Origin of the sequence: Rhodococcus oxybenzonivorans (assembly GCF_003130705.1) — a bacterium.
Classification (GTDB): domain Bacteria; phylum Actinomycetota; class Actinomycetes; order Mycobacteriales; family Mycobacteriaceae; genus Rhodococcus_F; species Rhodococcus_F oxybenzonivorans.
Window position 1 is genome coordinate 5199314 of the sequence record NZ_CP021354.1, and the last position, 20040, is coordinate 5219353.

18 protein-coding genes are annotated in these 20040 nt (G+C 58.2%); 6 read left to right on the plus strand and 12 right to left on the minus strand.

All coding sequences use genetic code 11. The features are described from left to right. Positions 1–208 precede the first annotated feature (208 nt). Genes CBI38_RS24220 through CBI38_RS24230 form a run of 3 tightly spaced genes read left to right on the plus strand, consistent with a single transcriptional unit; the run spans position 209 to position 2868 of the window. Positions 209–2074, plus strand: a complete 1866-nt coding sequence (locus CBI38_RS24220) for a DUF4012 domain-containing protein (protein ID WP_109332882.1) — start codon at positions 209–211, stop codon at positions 2072–2074. A 42-nt stretch (positions 2075–2116) separates the two neighbouring features. Then, positions 2117–2464 (plus strand): FluC/FEX family fluoride channel, encoded by a 348-nt coding sequence (locus CBI38_RS24225; RefSeq protein ID WP_109332883.1) that lies wholly within the window; start codon positions 2117–2119, stop codon positions 2462–2464. A 38-nt stretch (positions 2465–2502) separates the two neighbouring features. Then, a complete protein-coding gene (locus CBI38_RS24230; RefSeq protein ID WP_109332884.1) occupies positions 2503–2868 on the plus strand; it encodes a hypothetical protein in 366 nt (121 codons plus the stop codon). 10 nt (positions 2869–2878) lie between these two features. Here the strand turns inward: CBI38_RS24230 and CBI38_RS24235 are convergent, their stop codons facing one another. The 4 genes from CBI38_RS24235 to rfbB all read right to left on the minus strand — a co-directional run bounded on the left by CBI38_RS24235 (position 2879) and on the right by rfbB (position 6061). Then, positions 2879–3436, minus strand: a complete 558-nt coding sequence (locus tag CBI38_RS24235; protein ID WP_109332886.1) for a YdcF family protein — start codon at positions 3434–3436, stop codon at positions 2879–2881. A gap of 84 nt (positions 3437–3520) precedes the next feature. Beyond that, positions 3521–4399, minus strand: a complete 879-nt coding sequence (gene rfbA, locus CBI38_RS24240; RefSeq protein WP_109332887.1) for a glucose-1-phosphate thymidylyltransferase RfbA — start codon at positions 4397–4399, stop codon at positions 3521–3523. A 49-nt stretch (positions 4400–4448) separates the two neighbouring features. Beyond that, on the minus strand, positions 4449–5063 hold the full coding sequence (locus CBI38_RS24245) for a dTDP-4-dehydrorhamnose 3,5-epimerase family protein (RefSeq protein WP_109335320.1): 615 nt from the start codon (positions 5061–5063) through the stop codon (positions 4449–4451). 2 nt (positions 5064–5065) lie between these two features. Next, the gene (rfbB, locus tag CBI38_RS24250; protein ID WP_109332888.1) at positions 5066–6061 is read right to left on the minus strand and encodes a dTDP-glucose 4,6-dehydratase; all 996 of its coding nucleotides are present in this window, start codon (positions 6059–6061) and stop codon (positions 5066–5068) included. 251 nt (positions 6062–6312) lie between these two features. On the opposite strand from rfbB, the gene CBI38_RS24255 reads away from it, so the two are divergent. Continuing rightward, positions 6313–7449 (plus strand): glycosyltransferase, encoded by a 1137-nt coding sequence (locus CBI38_RS24255; RefSeq protein ID WP_109335321.1) that lies wholly within the window; start codon positions 6313–6315, stop codon positions 7447–7449. Positions 7450–7757: 308 nt separating this feature from the next. Here the strand turns inward: CBI38_RS24255 and CBI38_RS40635 are convergent, their stop codons facing one another. From CBI38_RS40635 to CBI38_RS24295, 8 genes are all read right to left on the minus strand, one after another. Further along, a complete protein-coding gene (locus tag CBI38_RS40635) occupies positions 7758–8309 on the minus strand; it encodes an acyltransferase (protein ID WP_109332889.1) in 552 nt (183 codons plus the stop codon). Between the two features lie 185 nt (positions 8310–8494). Further along, positions 8495–9724, minus strand: coding sequence for an oligosaccharide flippase family protein (locus tag CBI38_RS24265; protein WP_162603278.1), 1230 nt, complete (start codon positions 9722–9724; stop codon positions 8495–8497). A 53-nt stretch (positions 9725–9777) separates the two neighbouring features. Then, positions 9778–11100 (minus strand): Coenzyme F420 hydrogenase/dehydrogenase, beta subunit C-terminal domain, encoded by a 1323-nt coding sequence (locus CBI38_RS24270; protein ID WP_335743603.1) that lies wholly within the window; start codon positions 11098–11100, stop codon positions 9778–9780. Positions 11101–11137: 37 nt separating this feature from the next. Further along, positions 11138–11668 carry an acyltransferase gene (locus tag CBI38_RS24275; RefSeq protein WP_204164814.1) on the minus strand — a complete coding sequence of 177 codons (531 nt, stop codon included), beginning with the start codon at positions 11666–11668 and terminating at the stop codon, positions 11138–11140. 14 nt (positions 11669–11682) lie between these two features. After that, the gene (locus CBI38_RS24280) at positions 11683–12789 is read right to left on the minus strand and encodes a polysaccharide pyruvyl transferase family protein (protein WP_109332892.1); all 1107 of its coding nucleotides are present in this window, start codon (positions 12787–12789) and stop codon (positions 11683–11685) included. A gap of 1295 nt (positions 12790–14084) precedes the next feature. Beyond that, positions 14085–14993, minus strand: a complete 909-nt coding sequence (locus CBI38_RS24285; protein WP_162603279.1) for a glycosyltransferase — start codon at positions 14991–14993, stop codon at positions 14085–14087. A gap of 71 nt (positions 14994–15064) precedes the next feature. Next, positions 15065–16585 carry a sugar transferase gene (locus CBI38_RS24290; RefSeq protein ID WP_109332896.1) on the minus strand — a complete coding sequence of 507 codons (1521 nt, stop codon included), beginning with the start codon at positions 16583–16585 and terminating at the stop codon, positions 15065–15067. 1077 nt (positions 16586–17662) lie between these two features. Then, entirely contained in the window at positions 17663–18034 is a 372-nt protein-coding gene (locus tag CBI38_RS24295) for a hypothetical protein (RefSeq protein WP_109332897.1), read from the minus strand. Positions 18035–18679: 645 nt separating this feature from the next. On the opposite strand from CBI38_RS24295, the gene CBI38_RS39305 reads away from it, so the two are divergent. Then, a complete protein-coding gene (locus CBI38_RS39305; protein ID WP_230989939.1) occupies positions 18680–18979 on the plus strand; it encodes a hypothetical protein in 300 nt (99 codons plus the stop codon). A gap of 664 nt (positions 18980–19643) precedes the next feature. Continuing rightward, positions 19644–20039, plus strand: coding sequence for an acyltransferase family protein (locus CBI38_RS24305; protein ID WP_109332901.1), 396 nt, complete (start codon positions 19644–19646; stop codon positions 20037–20039). Position 20040: the final 1 nt, after the last annotated feature.

A 20040-nucleotide genomic window follows, 5' to 3' on the forward strand; every position in this document is an offset into this window, starting at 1 on the left:
TGCACCGCATCGAGCCGTCACCCCGTCACCGAACCCCATCTATTTCTTTCGCCACCGGCTCCCGTGGCACGCCTTCCCGTTATCGGAAGAAGTGCGGGTTCTATTAGGGGCACAATACTTTGCCGAAGAGCTGTCCTCTACCTGAGGTCGGACGAGCATCGCACTTCACGCTACGCTCACCCCACCGACTAGACAGGAGCCGATCTGCATGGATGACAACGTCACGGGCACATCGGGAGACGAGATTCCTGACCCCCAGGACGCGACTCGCCCAGCAGACGCCCCCAGGCGTGTACGTAAGCGCACCACGGTGCGCAGCAAAGCCTACAAACGACGGCGCCGAATTATCGCTGGCGGCTCAGTTGCGGCCCTGGTCGTGGTGGCTTTCGGGGCCTGGCTCGGCTACACCGCCCGCGAGGCACAGGCAAATCTGACCGAGGCTCGGCAGCACGCGCAGCGCGCGAAAGACGCCCTACTGGACGGTAATCCAGTTGACGCGGAGCGTTCGTCGGCGGATGCGGACAAGTACGCGTCCCGTGCCTTCGACAACACCCACTCGATCCCGTGGAGCGTCGCGGCGGCCGTACCGTGGCTGGGAAGCCCGTTCGAAACGTCGCAGCAAATCTCGGCCGTCGTAAGGGGTCTCACGTCGGAGGTGCTCACACCGGCGGTAGCCGCAGGAACCTCCTTGGCCCCTAATGAGTTGATCGCCGCCGGCGGGAAGGTAAACCTGCAGCCGCTCCGGGATGCCGCCCCCGTACTCGGCGAGACAGCTGCTGCCGCTGAGCAATTGGATATCGAGGCACAGAATATCTCTGAGCCTGCGTACCTCGACGCTGTTATCGATGCCAGAACCCAACTTCAGGTACAAACCGAAGAATTGGCGAAACTTCTTGGTAATACCGCCATTGCCGCTGAAATCGCACCGGGCATGCTCGGTGCCGACGGCCCCCGCAGCTATTTCATGGCTTTCCAGACCAACGCTGAGGCTCGCGGTACCGGTGGCCTGCTGGGCGGATACGGCGTCGTTCGCGCGAACGACGGGGTGGCGCGGGTAGACAGCCTGGGCCGCAACTCCGACCTGCCGATGAATAGTCAACCGCTCGATCTAGGTCCGGAGTTCGCCGCCCAGTACGGACGTAGCCGCCCCACCACGGATTCGCGCAACAGCAATCTCAGCTCGCACTTCCCGTACGCCGCGCAGATCTGGAAATCGCTGTGGGCGCAGGATTCGGGTGAGCAGGTAGATGGTGCCATCGCCACCGACCCGGTAGCCCTGAGCTATGTTCTCGGCGCCATCGGACCTGTCACCATGCCGGACGGCGAGGTGATCAACGCCGACAACGTCGTCGAACTCACCGAATCCACCTCCTATGTCCGCTTCGCGAACGACAACAACGCGCGTAAGCAGTATCTGCAGACCGTCGCCGCGCGTGTAATCGACAAGATGACCGGCCAGATCACATCACCGCAGAAGTTGCTCGACGCTTTGGGCCGCGCTGTGAGTGAGCGACGCATCGCAGTGTGGAGCGCGCACGCGGACGAGCAGGCTGTACTGGCCGGCACCCCGCTCGGGCACACTGTTCCCGAAGACCCTGCCCCTTTCGCCGGCGTGGTGATCAACAACCAGGCGGGCGGCAAGCTCGACTACTACCTGACGCGCGAGATCGACTACACGGCGGAGAGCTGTGAGGGTGATACACGACGGTCCACGGTGACGGTGCGATTGACCAACACCGTGCCCTCTGCGGAATTTCCCGACTATGTGGCGGGCACCTTCATCAACACCCTCAACGTGCCTAAGGGCACGAATGTGTCTGCGTTGTCGCTTCTCGCCACCCAGGGCGCGCAGCTCCGGAATGTGACCATCGACGGGAAGCCGACGATGTTCCTCACCGGTAAGGAGTTGGGGCATCCGGTGTTCGACACGCTCGTCCCGATCCGTTTGGGCGCCACGACCGAGGTGAAGTACGAGCTGACGGAACCGACCGTGCCCGGTGAGGCTCGCGTGCCTGTCCAGCCGTTGGTGGATGATCCGCCGGTGACCGTCAACGTTCCCGTCTGCGGAGGTTGAGCGATCGATACGAAGCTGCGGCCCGCCACGCTGCTCGCCGTCATGGCGGGTGGCGCGGTGGGCGCCGCAACGCGTTATCAGGTGTGGCGCTGGTGGCCTGATGATATCGACGAGTTTCCGTTCACCACCTTCGCGATCAACGTGATGGGTTGCTTCGCCTTCGGACTGTTGTTCGGTGTCGTTCCGGCCAGCGCGCACGGCCCCATTGCGTTGGTTCGACCCTTCCTGCTTTTCGGTGTCATGAGCGGCTTCACCACGTTCAGCTTCTTCGCGGTGCAAGGCGTCACGCTCACGTCTCCCCGTGTGGGCGTGGTGTATCTCCTGGTCACGCCCTTGGCCGCGCTGGCTGCGGCAATGGCGGGTGCGCGCGTAGGGCGGTTGTCCCGGTGAACGTTTCAACTTCGGCTCACTTCGGATGGTGGGTAGCCGTGGGTGGTGCCTTGGGAGCGGTGCTGTATTACCTCGCCATTACCGTGGTCGGCCCGGCCGTAGAAGTACGTCGTCTCACCGTGGCACTCGCCATGTCCGTTTGCGCTGTCTTGGGCATCGTCGTTGCTTCCGGGCGTCAGGGTGACGGTTACGCCTTGGTGGGCGTTGGTCTTCTTGGTTCCGTCGTACCCTTCACCGCTGTGGTCGCGTCAGTGGTGGACCGGGCTCCGCAACAGCCGTGGCGTCGCAAGGCGATACTGGCGGCGTGGACAGTTCTGGCGGGTGTATCGATGGCGATTCTGGGTTACATTTTGGCGGACGTCAGCAGCATTGCATTCGAGAAGGTCCCAGGACGCCTTCGCTAGAACCACTCGGTCAGCATTCACCCTGAAGAACTGCCTTCGCAAAGCCCACCGTCTGGTAGAGATAGGTATATTCCCATTCGGCCAGGCTAAAGTCGTACCGGCGCGGCACGTCCCGCACCAGAATTCGCCCGTCGAAGCACTGGGAGAAGATATAGCGGGCCCGGGGTAGGTGGTAGCGCCAGCTGATCACCAGCACGCTCCTCCACCCATTCTGGACCGCCAGGTCGCGAGTCAAAATCGCCTCGCCGCGGGTAGTACTGGGCTCCGGTGGCAGGCATATCACGGTGAACTGTGGATCCGTGGTAGCACATAAGGCGGCCATTTGCTTATCGCCGGTCCAGTAAGCGTTGGACAGAACGACATTCTCGGATACGCCTTGCCGAGCGAGACTCATGGCGTACTGCTCACGCCCGTCGTGCTCACCGCCCAGTACGACGATGGCGTCAACGGATTCGACGTCGTCGACGCGCGCTTCGGTGTACACGAAGTAGCCGATTACTCCGACCCCCGCGACCGCAAGGACGAGGGCACACACCAGGCTTACCGCAAACCCTCTCCACCGTCGCACGGCTTCAGCCTAGGCCCTGACCTTTCAGCTCGCCGTGTGGAAGAAAGTGCCGGGATGCAACGGGAGTCGCTTCTCCCGGACGCTTTAAGGTGTGGCGCGTCCACGGTCCAAAAGCTGCAGAAGATACGAACCATAGCCGGACTTGAGCAGCGCCTCTGCCCGTTTACCCAATTCGTCATCGGAGATGAACCCTTGCCGCCACGCGACTTCTTCGGGCACGCCGATTTTCAGTCCTTGCCGTTGCTCTATGGTGCGCACGTAGTTCGACGCCTCGAGCAGCGAGTCGAAGGTCCCGGTGTCCAACCAGGCTGTCCCACGGGGGAGAACTTCGACGTTGAGACGCCCCTGCTCGAGGTAGGCGCGGTTCACATCCGTGATCTCGTACTCCCCTCGGTCCGACGGCCGAAGGTTCTTCGCGATGTCGACAACGTCGTTGTCATAGAAGTAGAGCCCCGGCACCGCGTAATTCGATTTGGGTGTTGCCGGCTTCTCTTCGAGCGACAGCGCATAGCCACGATCATCAAACTGGACCACTCCATACGCGGAGGGATCGGCCACCCAGTAGGCAAAGATCGAGCCACCGTCCAACTGGTCGAACCGGTCGAGCTGTTGTCCGAGCCCATACCCATAGAAGATGTTGTCTCCGAGGACCAGCGCCGCCGGACCATGGCCGATATGCTGCTCACCCAGCACAAAGGCCTGCGCAAGTCCGTTGGGGTCTTTCTGAATGGTGTAGCTGAGATTGACACCGAACTGGGAGCCGTCGCCCAAGAGCCGCTGGAACTGTTCTGCGTCGTGAGGGGTGGTGATGATGAGGATGTCGCGGATGCCGGCCAGCATCAGTGTGCTGAGCGGGTAGTAGATCATCGGCTTGTCGTATACGGGCACCAATTGCTTGCTGACGCCGATGGTGATCGGGTGAAGGCGAGTACCTGATCCGCCTGCAAGGATGATGCCTCTCATTCGGGACTCATTTGGAGCACCGGAGGCGCTTCCCGAGTTGCCCAGTTCGTTAAGCGAGACCACCGACCCACTCCTTCACCTCGTCGTAGCTGGGCAGCATGCCTGCTTGTACAGCCTCGTGCAGCGACGGGGCGGCAGCGTCCTTGTCTGATAGCGTGAATTTCATTGGCTCACCTGCCCGTGTCTTCATAGGCCACTCGATCCCGACCTCTGGATCCAGCGGGTGGATACCGTGCTCTGCGCCCGGCGTGTACCCCGTGGAGCACAGGTAGACCACGGTCGAGTTGTCCTCGAGCGAAAGAAATGCATGGCCTAGTCCCTCGGACAAGTAGATCGCGCGCCGGTCGACATCATCGAGCAGCACCGAGTCCCACGTGCCGAAGGTCGGTGATCCGATTCGTATGTCGACGACGACGTCGAGTACGGCGCCTCGCACACAGGTCACGTACTTCGCCTGTCCGGGCGGCACATCCGCGAAGTGAATTCCTCTCAGGACCCCGGCGGCCGACACCGAACAGTTTGCCTGGGCCAGGTTGAGGGAATGCCCGACACTATCCTCGAAAATCGACCCTTTGAACCACTCGAGGAAAGCACCTCTGGCGTCCCCGAACTGCTCCGGAGTGATCTCCCACGAGCCCGGTACCTGCAACTGTCGTATCTTCACCTTCACGCCCCCTGTGCCGCGTAGCGAACCTCGACATCGTGCTTCTCTGTTTCCCACCATGTGGGGTTGTTTCGGTACCACTCGATAGTGGCCTGCAGGCCCTGCCGAAAATCGGTGTACCGCGGTTCCCAACCCAACTCGGTGCGCAACGTGGACGAGTCGATGGCATACCTCAGGTCATGCCCGGCTCTGTCGGTGACGTGATCGAAGTCATCGGGGTCTTTGCCCATCAACTCCAGAATCATCCGAACAACTGACAGATTGTCGAGTTCGCCGTCCGCACCGATGAGGTAGGTGCGGCCGATCTCCCCTGCCTCGAGGATGCGCCACACTCCCGAATTGTGGTCGTCAACGTGGATCCAGTCGCGCACGTTCTTACCGGCACCGTAGAGCTTGGGCCGCACACCGTTCAGGATGTTGGTGATTTGCCGCGGAATGAACTTCTCCACGTGTTGGTACGGCCCGTAGTTGTTCGAACAGTTCGACAATGTCGCCCGCACACCGAAAGATCGCACCCACGCCCGGACGAGCAGGTCCGACGCGGCCTTTGTGGACGAATAGGGACTGGATGGGTTGTAGGGGGTCTGCTCCGTGAACTTGGCTGGATCGTCCAACGCGAGGTCGCCGTACACCTCGTCTGTCGAAATGTGGTGGTAGCGAACGTCGTGCTTCCGCACCGCTTGAAGCAGGGAGTAGGTGCCGCTCACGTTCGTCTGAAGGAATGGCCATGGATCCGCGAGCGAGTTGTCGTTGTGCGACTCGGCCGCGAAGTGGACAACTGCGTCCGACTCCGTAACCAGCGCGTCGACCAAGCCGACATCGGTGATATCGCCTTCGACGAAGTCGATCGATTCTCGTACCGCCGACAGCGACGAGAGAGAACCTGCGTATGTGAGCGCATCCAGCACGGTGACCTTGACGTCCGGGCGATCTCGCACAGTCGCGTTAACAAAATTCGATCCGATGAAGCCGGCGCCGCCGGTGACGACAATCCGCATAGAGTCCCCTCGAAGTTCGAATGCGATACACGCCAGCTAAGCTCAGCGCTGCGATGCTGCCGAGACGAATCCACGGGCTGGAAGCGAGTTTACGCCATGAACTTGATGGACGCGCGCCCACGGGGTGGGTTCAGTCGGGCGTAGGTGGAATCGCCGTAATAAGATGCTGTGCGTCCCGCCAACCGCTTTGCGACACCGGAAGTCCGCGGATGACCGCGCACGGATTACGAACCGACCAAAGGACAACCTTCGTGGGCAAATCAGTTGCGATAATCGGAACTCGTGGCTACCCCAGCTTTTATGGCGGATTTGAGACGCTGGTGCGACAACTGGCTCCCTATTTGGCAGACCAGGGGTGGGACGTGACCGTCTACGGCCGAGATGGTTCTACGAAAAAAGACACGCCAGATCATGATCCCCGGGTACACGCAATCGTCACCAGGGGCGTGGAAAGTAAATCGCTCAGCACTCTTTCATATGGTCTGACGTCATCAGTGCATGCGGCTCGACATCGCCCCGACGTGGCACTGGTCATGAATGTTGCGAATGGGTACTGGCTTCCCCTCCTCAGGGCAAGAGGCATTCCCACGGTCGTGAACGTAGACGGGATCGAGTGGGAACGCGCTAAGTGGGGTAAGCAAGCGAAGGCGGTGTTTCGCGGCGGAGCGAGGCTGACCGCCAAGTTCGGTGACAATCTGGTGTACGACTCCCAAGAAATCGCTCGGAGATGGGCGGCAGGGTTCAAGCGCGATGGCATATTCATCCCGTACGGCGGCACCGACCCGGGTCCTCTTGAACCTGTCCCCGAGTTAGCAGGGCGCCCATATGCGCTCATGGTTGCACGGTTTGTGCCTGAAAATACGGTTGTCGAGTTCTTCGACGCCGCCGAACACCTCAGCGAGCGATGGGACATAGCCATCGTGGGCTCATCCGGATACGGCGGTGACCTTGACGATCGGGTCGCCAATCTCGCCGCGAGGAATGAACGGATCCACTGGTTCGGACATGTTAGCGATGACCAGCGTCTGTTTTCGCTTTGGCAACATTCAGGCGCATACTTTCATGGACATAGTGTTGGTGGCACGAATCCGGCACTAGTCCAAGCTATGGCCTGCGGTGCGCCTATTGTCGCACGCGATACTGTCTTCAATCGCGAGGTTCTTGCAGGCTCGGCGATTTTCGCACAACCGCACTCAGCAGATATCGCCGAAAAGATCGACCAGCTGCTGGCTAATCGCTCGCTACAGCAGGAACTAAGTACCGCCGCTAGGCACCGCGGTGAGACTCACTATTCATGGCGTAACGTCTGCAGCACTTACGAAACTACGCTTCTCGACGTGACCGGAACCAAATCTTCGGTGCCACGCAGCAATAATAATCGCGAGTGAAGAGAATTCCGTGGGGTCTGCCCCGGTGCATCGCCGCCTTTCCGCGTGGCCGGACGGCGTGATGTGAGCAGACGCCGTGCCTTGGGAGCATCTAATCAACAATGAGGGCACAACATCGAAACACGTAGCCAACTACCGACCTAAAAATAAACGTTGGTCGCAAGTCGACAAAACATCCGATGCTTTTCTCGTGTAGCTCCTGACACTAGGACTACTTCCCAAACGATCCGGTACTCGGCTTGCCATGTTCGAAGTTATTTTGAGACTCTCAATGCTGTCACTAGAATAACAACCCGCACGAACTCGGATTACGCGCCGCCGCGAGTAACGGACAACTTTTTGATCAATCTAGCGGGTACGCCGGCGTAAATCGCGTCGGACTCAATATTGCCACGCACGACGGCACCAGCAGCGATCACTACACCGTTTCCAATTCTCGCTCCAGGAAGGATGGTGGCGCGTGCTCCGATCCAAACCCCATCACCGACAATTATCTCCTCCGCGTAAGGTTGCCCCGCCCGACGCTGACTCCCATTCAATTCATGACTGCTCGTCACAAATAAGACCCCCATACCGATATCACAGTTCGAACCAATCACAACCCTCGCAGTGGTATTAAACATACAATTATAGTTCACGAAGGTACCGTCGCCAATTGAAATCCGAGCACTCCCAAACCAAACACTCGGCGAGATTGAACACCTCCCGACGTTCATGCCATACGCACGCATGACGTACGGGCGAAGAGGCTTTGGGAAGAAACTTGATGAGACTAGAGAATTTAGAACAAGATCCCGCCAGAGCCCTGGCCATAAAATCCTCAGAATCGACATTATGCGTTTACGCAATTGCAATCCCATTCGGCGTAAACCTCGCTTTCTTCACGTGAAGTCTAACTCCGGTGGACAAAATCACCATCGATCGCACAAAAGACCACCAAATGAGTGAAGGTTTTCGAGCTACCAAGCGCCTGCCGCGGAACAACTCAGTCTGCGCTTAATATCGTCTTTTGCGAATTCGAATCAACGTTACTTTTTTCTAGCGCTTAACGCAGAGTGGAGATTACGCTCCGAACGTCGCCGACTTTAGGAATGAGCGCGCTTAACCGCACTCTTAGGGCACATATAACGACAGTCAGCAGCACGACGTAGCCTAAAGCTGATGCCATAGATGCTCCGACGGCACCAAAACGAGGGGCTAACGCATAAAGCGCGATTAGCCCGGTGACGAGTGACATCAACTGAGCAGCAGTCATAAGTGACCCCTTTCCCTGAGCAGCTAGCACCATGGAGCCCACATAAGCAGTTGTCATCGCGACGGAACCAAACTGACTCACCAAAACGGCGGGAATAGAGGCACTGAAGTCCTGGCCGAACACAAGCGGAACCAAAAATGGTGCGACGGCGCATAGGGCCAATGAGAATGCTGCGGATGCAACGAAGCCAGCACGTAGTGCGAAACTGGATACCGAGTTCAACAGATCGCTACTCGCGCGCGCAGTAGTGTTGAAGAAGTGGGCCCCTAGAGCGTGCCCAATGCTCAGTGGGATAGCGCTGATCGTCACCGCGACAGAGTATAAACCAGCACCATATGCACCGATCAGCGGAAGAATCAGGAGCTGGTCAAATCGGTTGGATGCGGCTTCAGCAATTGCACTTCCCGAATAACGCACACCACCCCGCAGCACCGACCGTCGATTCCGCCGGCTGCCTCGTAATGAGGCCCGGCAAAGCCATAAACCGAGAAAAAACGTGGCCACCGTTCCTGCAAGGTTGGCAGAGAGCACGAAAGCAACTGAGATTCTATTCACGACCATGGCTGCGAATATGAGAATTACATACACTAAAGGCTGACACAGTTGCATTACGGCCACACCACGATAGCTTTCTCGCGCGATCAACACACTTTGGTCGCATAGCCAACTCACCGTCAGCGGCGCCGCCAGCACTCCTACGGCAGCAACAAGAAGTACAGACTGAGGCATTGAAGCGAATATGAAGTAGCATAGCAATGCCGAGATGAAACCTGCCGGAATAAAAAGCACTAAACATATGTCGCGAGCGGCACGAATGATCGGACCATCATTGCCCTTGACCGACGCCCTTCTTATTTCGAGCGGTACGCCGAGAGAAATAATGATAGGCACTAGCGCGAAGGCCGCCAAAGCTGTAGCTGTTTCACCCCGCCCCGCAGGCCCAATTGCGCGTGCGATAATCGGAGCGCTCAGCAAGGTCAGGACAGTGGCTCCAACCCTACTTATCGCTATGAGTGACACTGAATTAGAACCATAGATAGTCCTAAGCTTATTAACTCCGGCAGAAGCGGGACTCACGATCGTCGCTTCCAACGGCGGAGGCTAATCGACCTTTTTGCAGTACCCGCCATTGCTCGCAGGTTCTGCTGCGGTCGCCCCATTGCAAGGCGAGTCAGACCGAAACCCCGGTAGACCGGCACCCGTTTTCCGCTCACCAAACGCCCCAGTAAACGGCCCACTAGGGTTACCTTTCGTTCCACCTGCAGAGGTTGAATCTTAGCAACCGAATCCAGATCTATTCCAGCAATTACCACCACACCCTGCGATGCCGCCGCTGTTAGCAGTTCGTGTCCTCGTAATGTTCGCGCGAGAATCACGGAATTTCCGTCCGCGTTATCAAACTTGGGGTACCCGTTCGCATCCGCGTACCAATAGTCACCGACTGCTATATCACTGTCGCCGCCAGTTCCATCTACGCAAAGCTTGCACCTCCATTGAATATCCCTGCCAATGTGATGGCCCCAGGATTCGTCGTACGACATTTTGAAGGCATCCCCCGATGCGGTCGTGACCGTGAAGTCTCCCGGCCATCCGTTCCCGCGATACCTAACGTCACTGACACCTTCCGGGTCCTCCGCCATCAGTGCCACCAACTTCTCCGTACCGTTCTGACTCGGAGTTCCTGCACAGAAAAATGAGAGCAAGAGTGGGGATTCAGATCTCTCCAAACCCAACTCCGAGCTGAGACGGGCGGCCGCGGAAACCTCGCATGGTTTTCCAACTAGGACGGAAGACTCTGAATACGGGTCGTAAGCCACCATATTCGATACTGGAGCGTAGCGAGAACCTGAGGCGATAGTGAAGTCATCGCTCGCAGTTAGCACAACTGGGCGAGTAAGCTTCGGATCTTTCGAATCTGCCGCACTCGCAGTCACACTCGCGCGCCGTCCACTTGTAACCAACCAGGAGCTTAAGGCGGTCAGCACACCACCACTGCTGCCCGAGTAGCGAGTTTCCTCGTCAGACGCCCAACCCTGCCAAGCAGAGACGTAACTTCCAAAAATTGGGTGATACTCACGCCCATCCCGACGCGGCGCAACGATTCGAACTCCCGGGCATACAGCCTTGAAGAACTCAGCCTCACGGCGACTCGATTGGACGGTGGCCTTCACATCGTTCGCCACAACGGGCCTTCGGTAGCCGTCATCGCCGAGCGTCATCGTGATACGGCTTGACACAAGCGCGCAACCACCGCATCCCGTACAGTTGTCATTCCGCACAACGCGATCGACCGACCGTTGCAAGCCATCCCGCACGTTAGTCCTCCCATACAGCGATTTGTGTGCGTACCGAAGCGATCGAGGCCGCGGGCTCGAAAGAACTGCAATCATGCTCATATTCGACGCCACCACAGCGGGGCCACGTGCCGGAATATTACTGAAATGGCATATGATAACCAAGTTCGTACGCTAGATCGCTCTGCCGACCGCCGATAGGTCGGGCAGGAACGCCACCGACCATCACGAATGGTTCCACATCGCGCGTTACAACCGCACCTGCGGCAACAACTGCTCCTTCGCCGACGCGAACACCAGGCAAGATTGTCGACCTCGTTGCGATGTATGCGCGATCGCCTACGACGACCTCACCGCCCTTCGTCCCGAAATCAGGCGCATTCGGGTCATGCTCGAGAGTGTAAATTTGCACATGCCCACCGATATTGACGTTCGACCCGATTTTGATGCCTCTTCGTCCGTCTAGAAAACAGTCGTTGCCTACGATAGAATTCGACCCAATTTCAACTCCTTCAGGCGCAAAGAACACCGTCCGCCAATGTACGGATGCGCCCTCGGCAATCTTCACCCCAAATATATAGCGATACATCAAGAGCCGAAACCTATGATTTGGAATTCGTCCGGTGATGAAAGCGACATACAGGCGGAATCCCCTCACAATATCGACCATCCGCCTAAGTATCGTCATTTCACACCCTCAACGCTCAGATGACTCTCTATCCGATTGAACCGATTGCGGGCTTTCTCCCTAATTAGATCGACCTCGCTTCTTCCTGCAATGAGCTCGTCGAGAACTACCAGCGTGTTGTCTACGATTGTCGGGTCAAGGGACCGAAGATCGTGGAGGTGTGGCCAACCGAGATCGCTCAACAGTGGTTCGAACTTCCTTGAGTATGCCCATGCAACTGCTGGAACGCCGGTCGACAGGGCGTTCAACGCCGCGTGCATTCGAGAGGCAACCACAACCTTCGCCCCAGCCAAGACACTTCTCGCAGTATTGAGGCAGTCGGGCCAAATTACCTCGACGTCGCCCTTCAACTCCCCCCGCAGGCCCTCGACAGCGTGAAGATCGTTATCAGCAGATGGAGAATCAATGACGTGAGCAAGAAGCGCCAAACCGCGGCCTTGCGACTGCACGGCATCCGCGAAGCGATAAGTCGATTCCCTATAGAACTTCCAATCCACGTGAGGATTCTTATTCCAAAGGAGGCCGGACACGTTCAGCACCACATCGAGACTCGGTCCCATTTCGGGCTGGTCAAGCAGAAATACGACATCAGACCCTAGGGCAATCTTACCTTCGTAGATGCTCGATGCGCGTTCTGCGCTAGTCGAATCCCGCGCAATGACCGCCGATGCGCCCCGTACGGATTCACGCGCCAGTACGCGCGAAATCCAGTGCTGAAATGGACCTACCGTTTGCGGTCCCATTATGAATGGGACACCTACGTTGGAAATCAGCTTGCGCAACGCGCTCATCTCAGCCAAGCGCCGGATGCCGTAAAGATCTGCGAAGCTATCGCCCGCTCCGGTATCGATCACCAAATCGAACTGTGCTAACCAACGGCGAAGTTCGGGATTAGCGCCGACGAGCGCCGATCCGATCGTTCGCGCGCCCAGCCTGAGGCGACGGTCCTCCTCGTGTCCGTAACTCCGGAACACAATCTCAGCACCGGGCGCAATTACGTTAGCTAGGCAGCGGGTCCCCTCCGCGAGTGCTTGGACTCCTAAGTTCGAGCTATATTGGTCAGCCCAAAGAATCAAGACTTTTTGCACGCTATCTTTCGACATTTTCCTCACCTCCCATCAAGCATAAAATCTGATCAGACGAGCCTATGCGAATCGGGGCCCGGAGAGTGCCTGCGGCATACCCAACTGTTCTTCTCTTTCCCACTCAAGTCTTCATTACCCCCCCGGCATCGAAGGAAGTTTGCGAGGCGGAAAAGTGCAACCACCGTGGTCCACGCAAGTAGGGTCGCGATAAGTAGTGGTCACGTGCGATGGAGTGTTTTCGGTCCCGAAGCCGGCGCCTTATACGGATAAAGGTGGCTTTTGCGTGTAAAATTCTCATCTAATTCTATCCCCACCCACGGCCACATCCATTAATTTCGACCAACCGGCGTCCGAAGTGTTCCGAGCTCTCTCCGCAAGGCGCTCAAGCTCGCCGGAAGTAGTGTGCTGAACTCGTAGGACAGCTGCGGGCCAATCTCCCTCGGTGTCTACAATACCTGGCCAATCAATTCCATATAAACCTTCAATATGCTCGTGGCGGGGAGCGACAATCGGTACACCAGCTTCTAAACACCTTACGGCTACCCCACTCTGAAAGAAGTGGGAATATGGAATGACAACGCAGTTTGCTGTACGTACAAGTCTATCGAATTCGTCCTCCAAAACGAATACCCCAGACACTTCCCAACCGGGCACGGCTGGCCACTTACTCCCATGAATCTCCAGCTTGAATAGTCGCATCGAAGATGAATCGGCTATCTGGTTCAGGGGGTTCAAAGTGCGCGCGGCCTTAAACTGCCCCATGACACGGATTGCGGCTAGTTCCGATCGGTTGGCACTCGATGTGACCGATCTGGCGCTAGCAATTGGATGGCTTGCGACAATACTATCCACCCCGGTCTGTTCTCGAAGCGCATGCCCCGCTAGCTCAGTGTGGCAGACAGGTACGATATTGAAACGAGCAACAATACTGTGGAACAGTTTCTTTGCGAGCCATGAATGCCCGATCTGCCGTCGCAGCGGAAGTGGATCATGCACGAGACATATGACTGTGTTACGTCGCGCTGCTAAAATCCATGAAAGAACATCGAAGTAGCCGAAGAGTGGCCAGGTTACAAGTATCGTAGCCGCTCTGTATCTCCGCCCCATGACGGAGCGGCCAGCCAAGATGCGCATGGCCGACAGAATTTTGTGCGCCACGCTTTGGTTGCCGTCACCGGGCTCAAGATAAAGCTCAATCCGGCGTTCCGTTTGGGCTCTGCCGATTGTTTCGACGAGCTCAGTCTGATATCGGGAGAGTGTTGAGGGAAGCGGGTTGACCACAACAATGGCTTGAGCCTCATCACGCACTTGGCCTACACCTCCCTTAGCGAGGCTAGATCCAAGTTGAGTTCTCCGGTCAAGCCATCGATCAACCCTCGCACCCTCGCCTCGATAACCTTGATTCTCCAATGTGGGATATCCCGGATGAAGATTTTCGCTAGTGCCGCGGCGGCTGCCAGAGATGCAGGAACCCATTTGCCGCGCTTTCGCCAAAACAAAATCTGATTCCTTATTTGAAAGTATATCGGCGTCGTAGCGGTCTCTTGCGAGGCGCGCGCTGTATCTACGCATCCAATCGTTCCTTGAGTCCGCAATCGAGCAGACACATCGACGTCCTCCCAATAGAGGAAATAGTCCTCATCGAATCCGCGAATATCGCGGAACTTCGCAGTATCGACCAGGAGGCACGCGCCATCAATCCATTGCACTTCCGGTTGCGATCGATCGTCTAGAATATGTTTGACGCCGCCCCACCGTGTAAATACGCCCCCCCTCGACCAGACCTTACCGGTCGTCCCGCGCTTCAGTACGGGGCCGACGAGCGAGTGTTTTCCGGCGGACATCCCCCGGGTAAGGTTCCTCAGGCAATTGGGATCAAGGACTACCTCGTGGGTGAGAAAGAGCGTTAACGGCGTTGAATCACCGATTGCCTTAGCACCGGCGTTCATACCCCCGGCGTAACCCCGATTTTCGTCGAGTTCTAGAACCGTTAAGTCGCGCCTTCTTGAGGCGACTGTCGCAAGGACACCATCTTTGGACGCATTGTCAACTACAATGACGTTCGATGGAGGGTGAGTCTGATTCATTAGCGCATCGATTGTGTCGGCTACCGAAGAACCTAGTTTGTAGTACAGGACAACCGCTGAGTAATTGTGACTGGAATCGCTACCCCGTTCGGCAGCAATACGACTCGGCACTTCTTCCGCACTAGTATCAGACATTCGATTCGCTCCAACCTGTGCCCGAGCCTTCTGTAACTGCATGGCGACGAGCCGTGCTCTGACTACCACCTTCAGTAGGCACCATCACCCGCCACCACCGCCTTCAGCGTCTTCGCGATGATCAACACGTCCCCGGTCATCGACCAGTTCTCGACATACGAAAGGTCCAGTCTCACGGTCTCTTCCCAAGACAGGTCCGACCGACCACTCACCTGCCACAGCCCTGTGATGCCGGGTTTGACCAGTAGCCGACGCCGGACAGTTCCATCGTATGCCTCCACCTCCCGGCGGAGAGGTGGACGGGGGCCGACCACACTCATCTCCCGGCGGAGAACGTTGATGAATTGCGGCAGTTCATCAATGCTGAACTTCCGCATGATCCGACCGACCTTAGTGACTCTCGGATCCTCGCGCATCTTGAACAGAACGCCGGCGCCCTCGTTCGACTTCATCAGTGAAGCAACCTGCTTGTCGGCGTCCACCACCATGCTTCGAAACTTGAACATCGGGAACGGTCTGCCGTCCAACCCCATTCGCTCAGACTTGTAGAACACGGGACCCTTGCTCGTCACTTTGATCGCGACCGCAACGGCGAGCATCAGCGGGCTGATCGCGATCAGCGCCAAGCTCGCGAAGACGAAGTCGAATCCGGTCTTCATGAACTTCTGGGCCCCGTGGTACTGAGGCTTCTCCACATGTATCAAGGGAAGGCCGGCCACCGGCCGCATTGACAGACGCGGACCGGCAACATCCATCATCCCGGGGGCTACCACCAAATCGACATGGTGAGGCTCCAGCGCCCAGGCCAGCGCGCGCATCCCGTCGTGACCAAGATGCTCGGTGGCCGTGACTGCCACGGTGTCGGCACCGCAGAACTTCAGTGCGCTCAACACGTGCCGTTCGTCCCCGAGCACCGGGATTTCGCGTCCACCGACCACAATGCTCTGCCCACACTCGACGCCCCGGCCGGGTGTGCAGACCCCGACAACACGGTATCCATCGGCGGTACCACGCGAAAAGGACTCCGCGAGGCTTCGGACCGCTCGCTCGCCGCCGACCACCAGCACGGAGGTTTGGAACTCGCCCTGCGCACGCTTGCGCGCGATTACACGACGCCAGCACCACCGGCTGATGACAAGGCCCGCCAATCCGACTGGAAAGGCGATGCCGAGGTACAGACGCGCCAAGTCGACTCTGAACAGCAGAGATACGATCGCGATCAAACCGAAGAGACGAATCGTCGAGGAGAAAATTCGTCGGTACTCCTCCGGGCCACTCCCGATCACACGTATTGTGCGGGTTCGAAAGATCACCAAGGTGGCGAGCCACATCATGATCAGTGCCGCGGAGATGAACGAGTAGCTGAGATCCGGGATCGAACTCGACGACGCCAGAACCTCACGGTCTCCGAACCGAACCCACTGCGCGAGCGCAACGGCCGCGATCACGATCAGGGTGTCCGAAATCCTCAGTCGTCGAATGTAGGCTGCCTGCCAGTCCCTGCGACTGCCGACCCTTCCGGCCCCTGGCGCAGTCGCCGAACCCTCCACACCCACTGCGGGGCTGAGGGGCACATTGAATGCCGTAACCATCGCACACCTTCCACCTGAAGCCGTTACGCGCGTCGGCAGCCCGTATGACTTGTGATGTGTGACGGAAAAAGAGAAACCGTCCCCCCGGATTGCTGCCGTCTAAATGATCGCACCCATGGGCCGTCCGTTACCTATCGAGCGCGGACTGCGCCCAGATCGGCCCGGCAATGCAATCCTGCAGAAAAGTGCTGGTCAACTCAATTCGGTTATCGCGAGCCGCGCCAGAATCGCACTGCATCGCTGTGAATTGTGAGGCGAATCACAAGCGGCAAGGGAACTTTCGCGCTCGCTACGTCCCGCCTACTCGCGAGTAAGGGTCTAAAGGCCCTTGACTCCAGACATATTGGGGGGATTCCTGGACCGTCGTCCAAGAACGCGGAAGAGATACCCGCCGACGGAGCGCGGCACATGTAGCCGGGATTGAGCTTAGTCCGCCCTTCCTTTGTACACGCGGACAATGGAACGCAGCAGCGATTGCGGGCGACGAACGGGATGCCGCTGCCAATCCGGCGTCAATGTTTGTGTTTTCGCGTCTCAGATAGTTCACCGCCGCGTTAAACGTTCGAAACCGTATCCCCCTTCACGTTCTGCGACCGTGAACAGGTTCTTATTTTGTTTGCGATCGACGAGGAGCCGCAGCCGCAGACTGGACCGAGCGCATTGGCGCGCTGGACCATGCGGACTGGCGGGTGGGCTACGGTCGGCTTCGCTTGGGGCCAGTGGAGTCGTGAGGACGACGGCGGAGGGCCGGGCGTCCGACGGCTTCGCCGTCCGTCGAGTCAGAGTTTCCACAGGATATGCACAGGCGCGAGGTCTTTAACGAGCGTCCAACCGCGGGCATACTCGAAGGGTGTGGTGGTGGATTCTAGGGGCTGCGGTGCTGCTGTGGGTGGTTTTGTCGGTACCGCTCGCGATAATGCTCGGCCGAGCGGCCCGGCTGAAGGATGTGCGGGAGCAACCGGCCCCCGCTGAGCGATGACCACCGACACGATCCACCAGACCAGACGGTGGCATGACACACCACCTGCTTCTCACGAGCCAGGCCAGTCAAGCTGGAAACAACCCGTCGTTGGGCTCCTATGCCCCTTCGTGACGGGTACGGGCAAGCGGGCCCTCGACGGCCTGGTCGCTGAACGCTCGCGCGCGAGCGGTGAGCTTCCAGATGCGACTGGTCTCATGGACGCCGACACAAGGAACGCCGGCCTCCTGCGCACGTTGCAGCATCGCGGAATCCTTCGCAGACCCGACCCCATCCATGACGTCGACCGTCGCGATTACACAGAGGACGTCCCGCCTAAGTTCCCGTATCGGTTTCAAACCGTTGGCCGTAACCCACTGCCGTAGCTTCGCCCACTGGGTAACTTCGAGATAACTCGTCGGGTTTCCGACGAACAGAACCAATCGAGATCGTCGGGCCCGTGCCACCTCTATCCGGGAAACAGTAGTCATGGTGAGGTTCCTTTCGACGAGCAAGCTCCACGGCGCAGCAGAGGGATGGGTATGCCGCCAACACATACGTCGTCGTTGACGGCGTGCGTTAACCGGAATCAAGCCCCATGCTGGAGTGCTCGGCTTGTCGTCGAATCAACCGAAGACCACCAGGCCACTCGATCGTCTTGGGGTAGCTCACGCTCATCCTTCAGCCGCGCCGCCGAACCGAACAGAACGGCAAGCGGTATCGCCCCGAGTCCCCATATCACGACTATTCCTATGACCCACCACATGCCGTCCAGTATGCCGATAAACATACGTCCGGTCTGTTTTTTTGCCAAAACGAGACTTACTACCTAGTTAGGTCTCGTTTTGTTACAAACGGCGGATTGTGGCCGTCATAAGAATTGATGGAACCGAACAGAGGATGATCTCCGCGGGCCGGTGGCACGATCGATGTCGTGACCGAAAATCGTCCTGACAGAACTGCTCCGAAGCGGACTCGACTACAGCGGGTACGGATCGCCTGGCGGAAGAACCTCGACTCCAGCGAGCAGCCCGCCGTCGTGGCGTGGACCGCGTCAACCCTGACTTTCGGTGAGGTACGTGCGTTGACCCATGGATCAAGGACGGGCATGGGCCAGCAGCGGTGGATCGCAGTCGGTGGGCGCCATTTTCACCATTACAATCTCGGGATCTGCGCACTGGCGGGTGTGGGGGCCGTTGCGGTACGCGGCTCCGAGAAGCAGCGGCGGTATCCGACCGCCCCGCTGCCGTACGGCGCCGGACTCGCGTTCACTGTTCGACGAGCTGGCGTTGCTACTCGACCTGGAAGACGTGTACTGGGCCAAGGAGGGACGTACCAGTGTCGACGCGGCAGTGATCATCATCGGGCTCGGTGGACTGATGACGGCAGGACTGGAGTTCTGGCCCGCCGCCCAGCGCGCGATGACAACGCCGTAATCCATGTGTCACCCGAAACCTGAACTGGGGCCCACACCGCGTGAGCCCCAGTTCAGAAAGGTGCGGACTTATGCGCCGCTGGATCCAGCTTCTGAACCGAAGGTGAGGAACTGCGCGAGGAAGGTGACCAGTTCCGTGAGGCTGCCGAAAGCTGAAGACATGTTTGCTCCTGTCGAGGCGTTTAGGGGGAGAACTCTCGATCTGCACCCTGTCGGGCACTCGTTCTTTCTACACGACCGGCCGGACTTTGCAACCGCAACGGCCAAGTGCCGCAGTAGAACACGTGACAATCTACTCAGAGATCGAAGCCCTCGCGCACCAGAATCGGGTTGACTGACGAGTCGATGAGCGGAGAACCTACCCGAAAAGAGAACTGCATCCGCTTACGCTGCTCGTACGACTGTTGGGATGGCGGGAATTGGGGCCTTTAATCGATCTTTCGGTATGTTATTGCGCTGCACGATACATTTCTCGCAGGTGAGTCGGGTTCCATCACTCGCCGCCTCGTACCTCCACCGGGTTGCTCGTGTCGTAGGGGCTCAACACAACTTGATGGCGGGCGGTCGAGTCAGTCGACCGACACAACCGGCGAGTAGTAACCGGGCGGTCGATATTGCACCCATCCCCTTCTTCCTGCGGGGGCTGAGATTTCGAGGGGAAGTCCGTGGCAACCATTACCCGCTCCACTTCGGCGCGCAAGAAGCGGGTCAGGAGACTTGCCGGCAACAAGCGGCTCGACATCCAAGGATTGCGCGCGGTCGCAGTAATCCTCGTCGTCTTGGACCACCTTTTCGGATGGCCGCGCGGAGGATTCATCGGAGTCGACGCATTCTTCGTGATCTCCGGCTTCCTTATTACTGGGATTCTGGTACGCGAAGGCGAAAAGTCGGGGTCATTGTCAATCAGCAACTTCTACAGGCGCCGAATACGCAGGATCTTCCCTGTCGCGTTCTTGGTCCTCGGAGTTGTCGTCACTACCTCGTACCTCCTTATGCTCACAAGCCGATTCCAATCGGTCGCATCTGACGCATGGTGGTCGCTGGTGTTCTTGGTGAACTGAC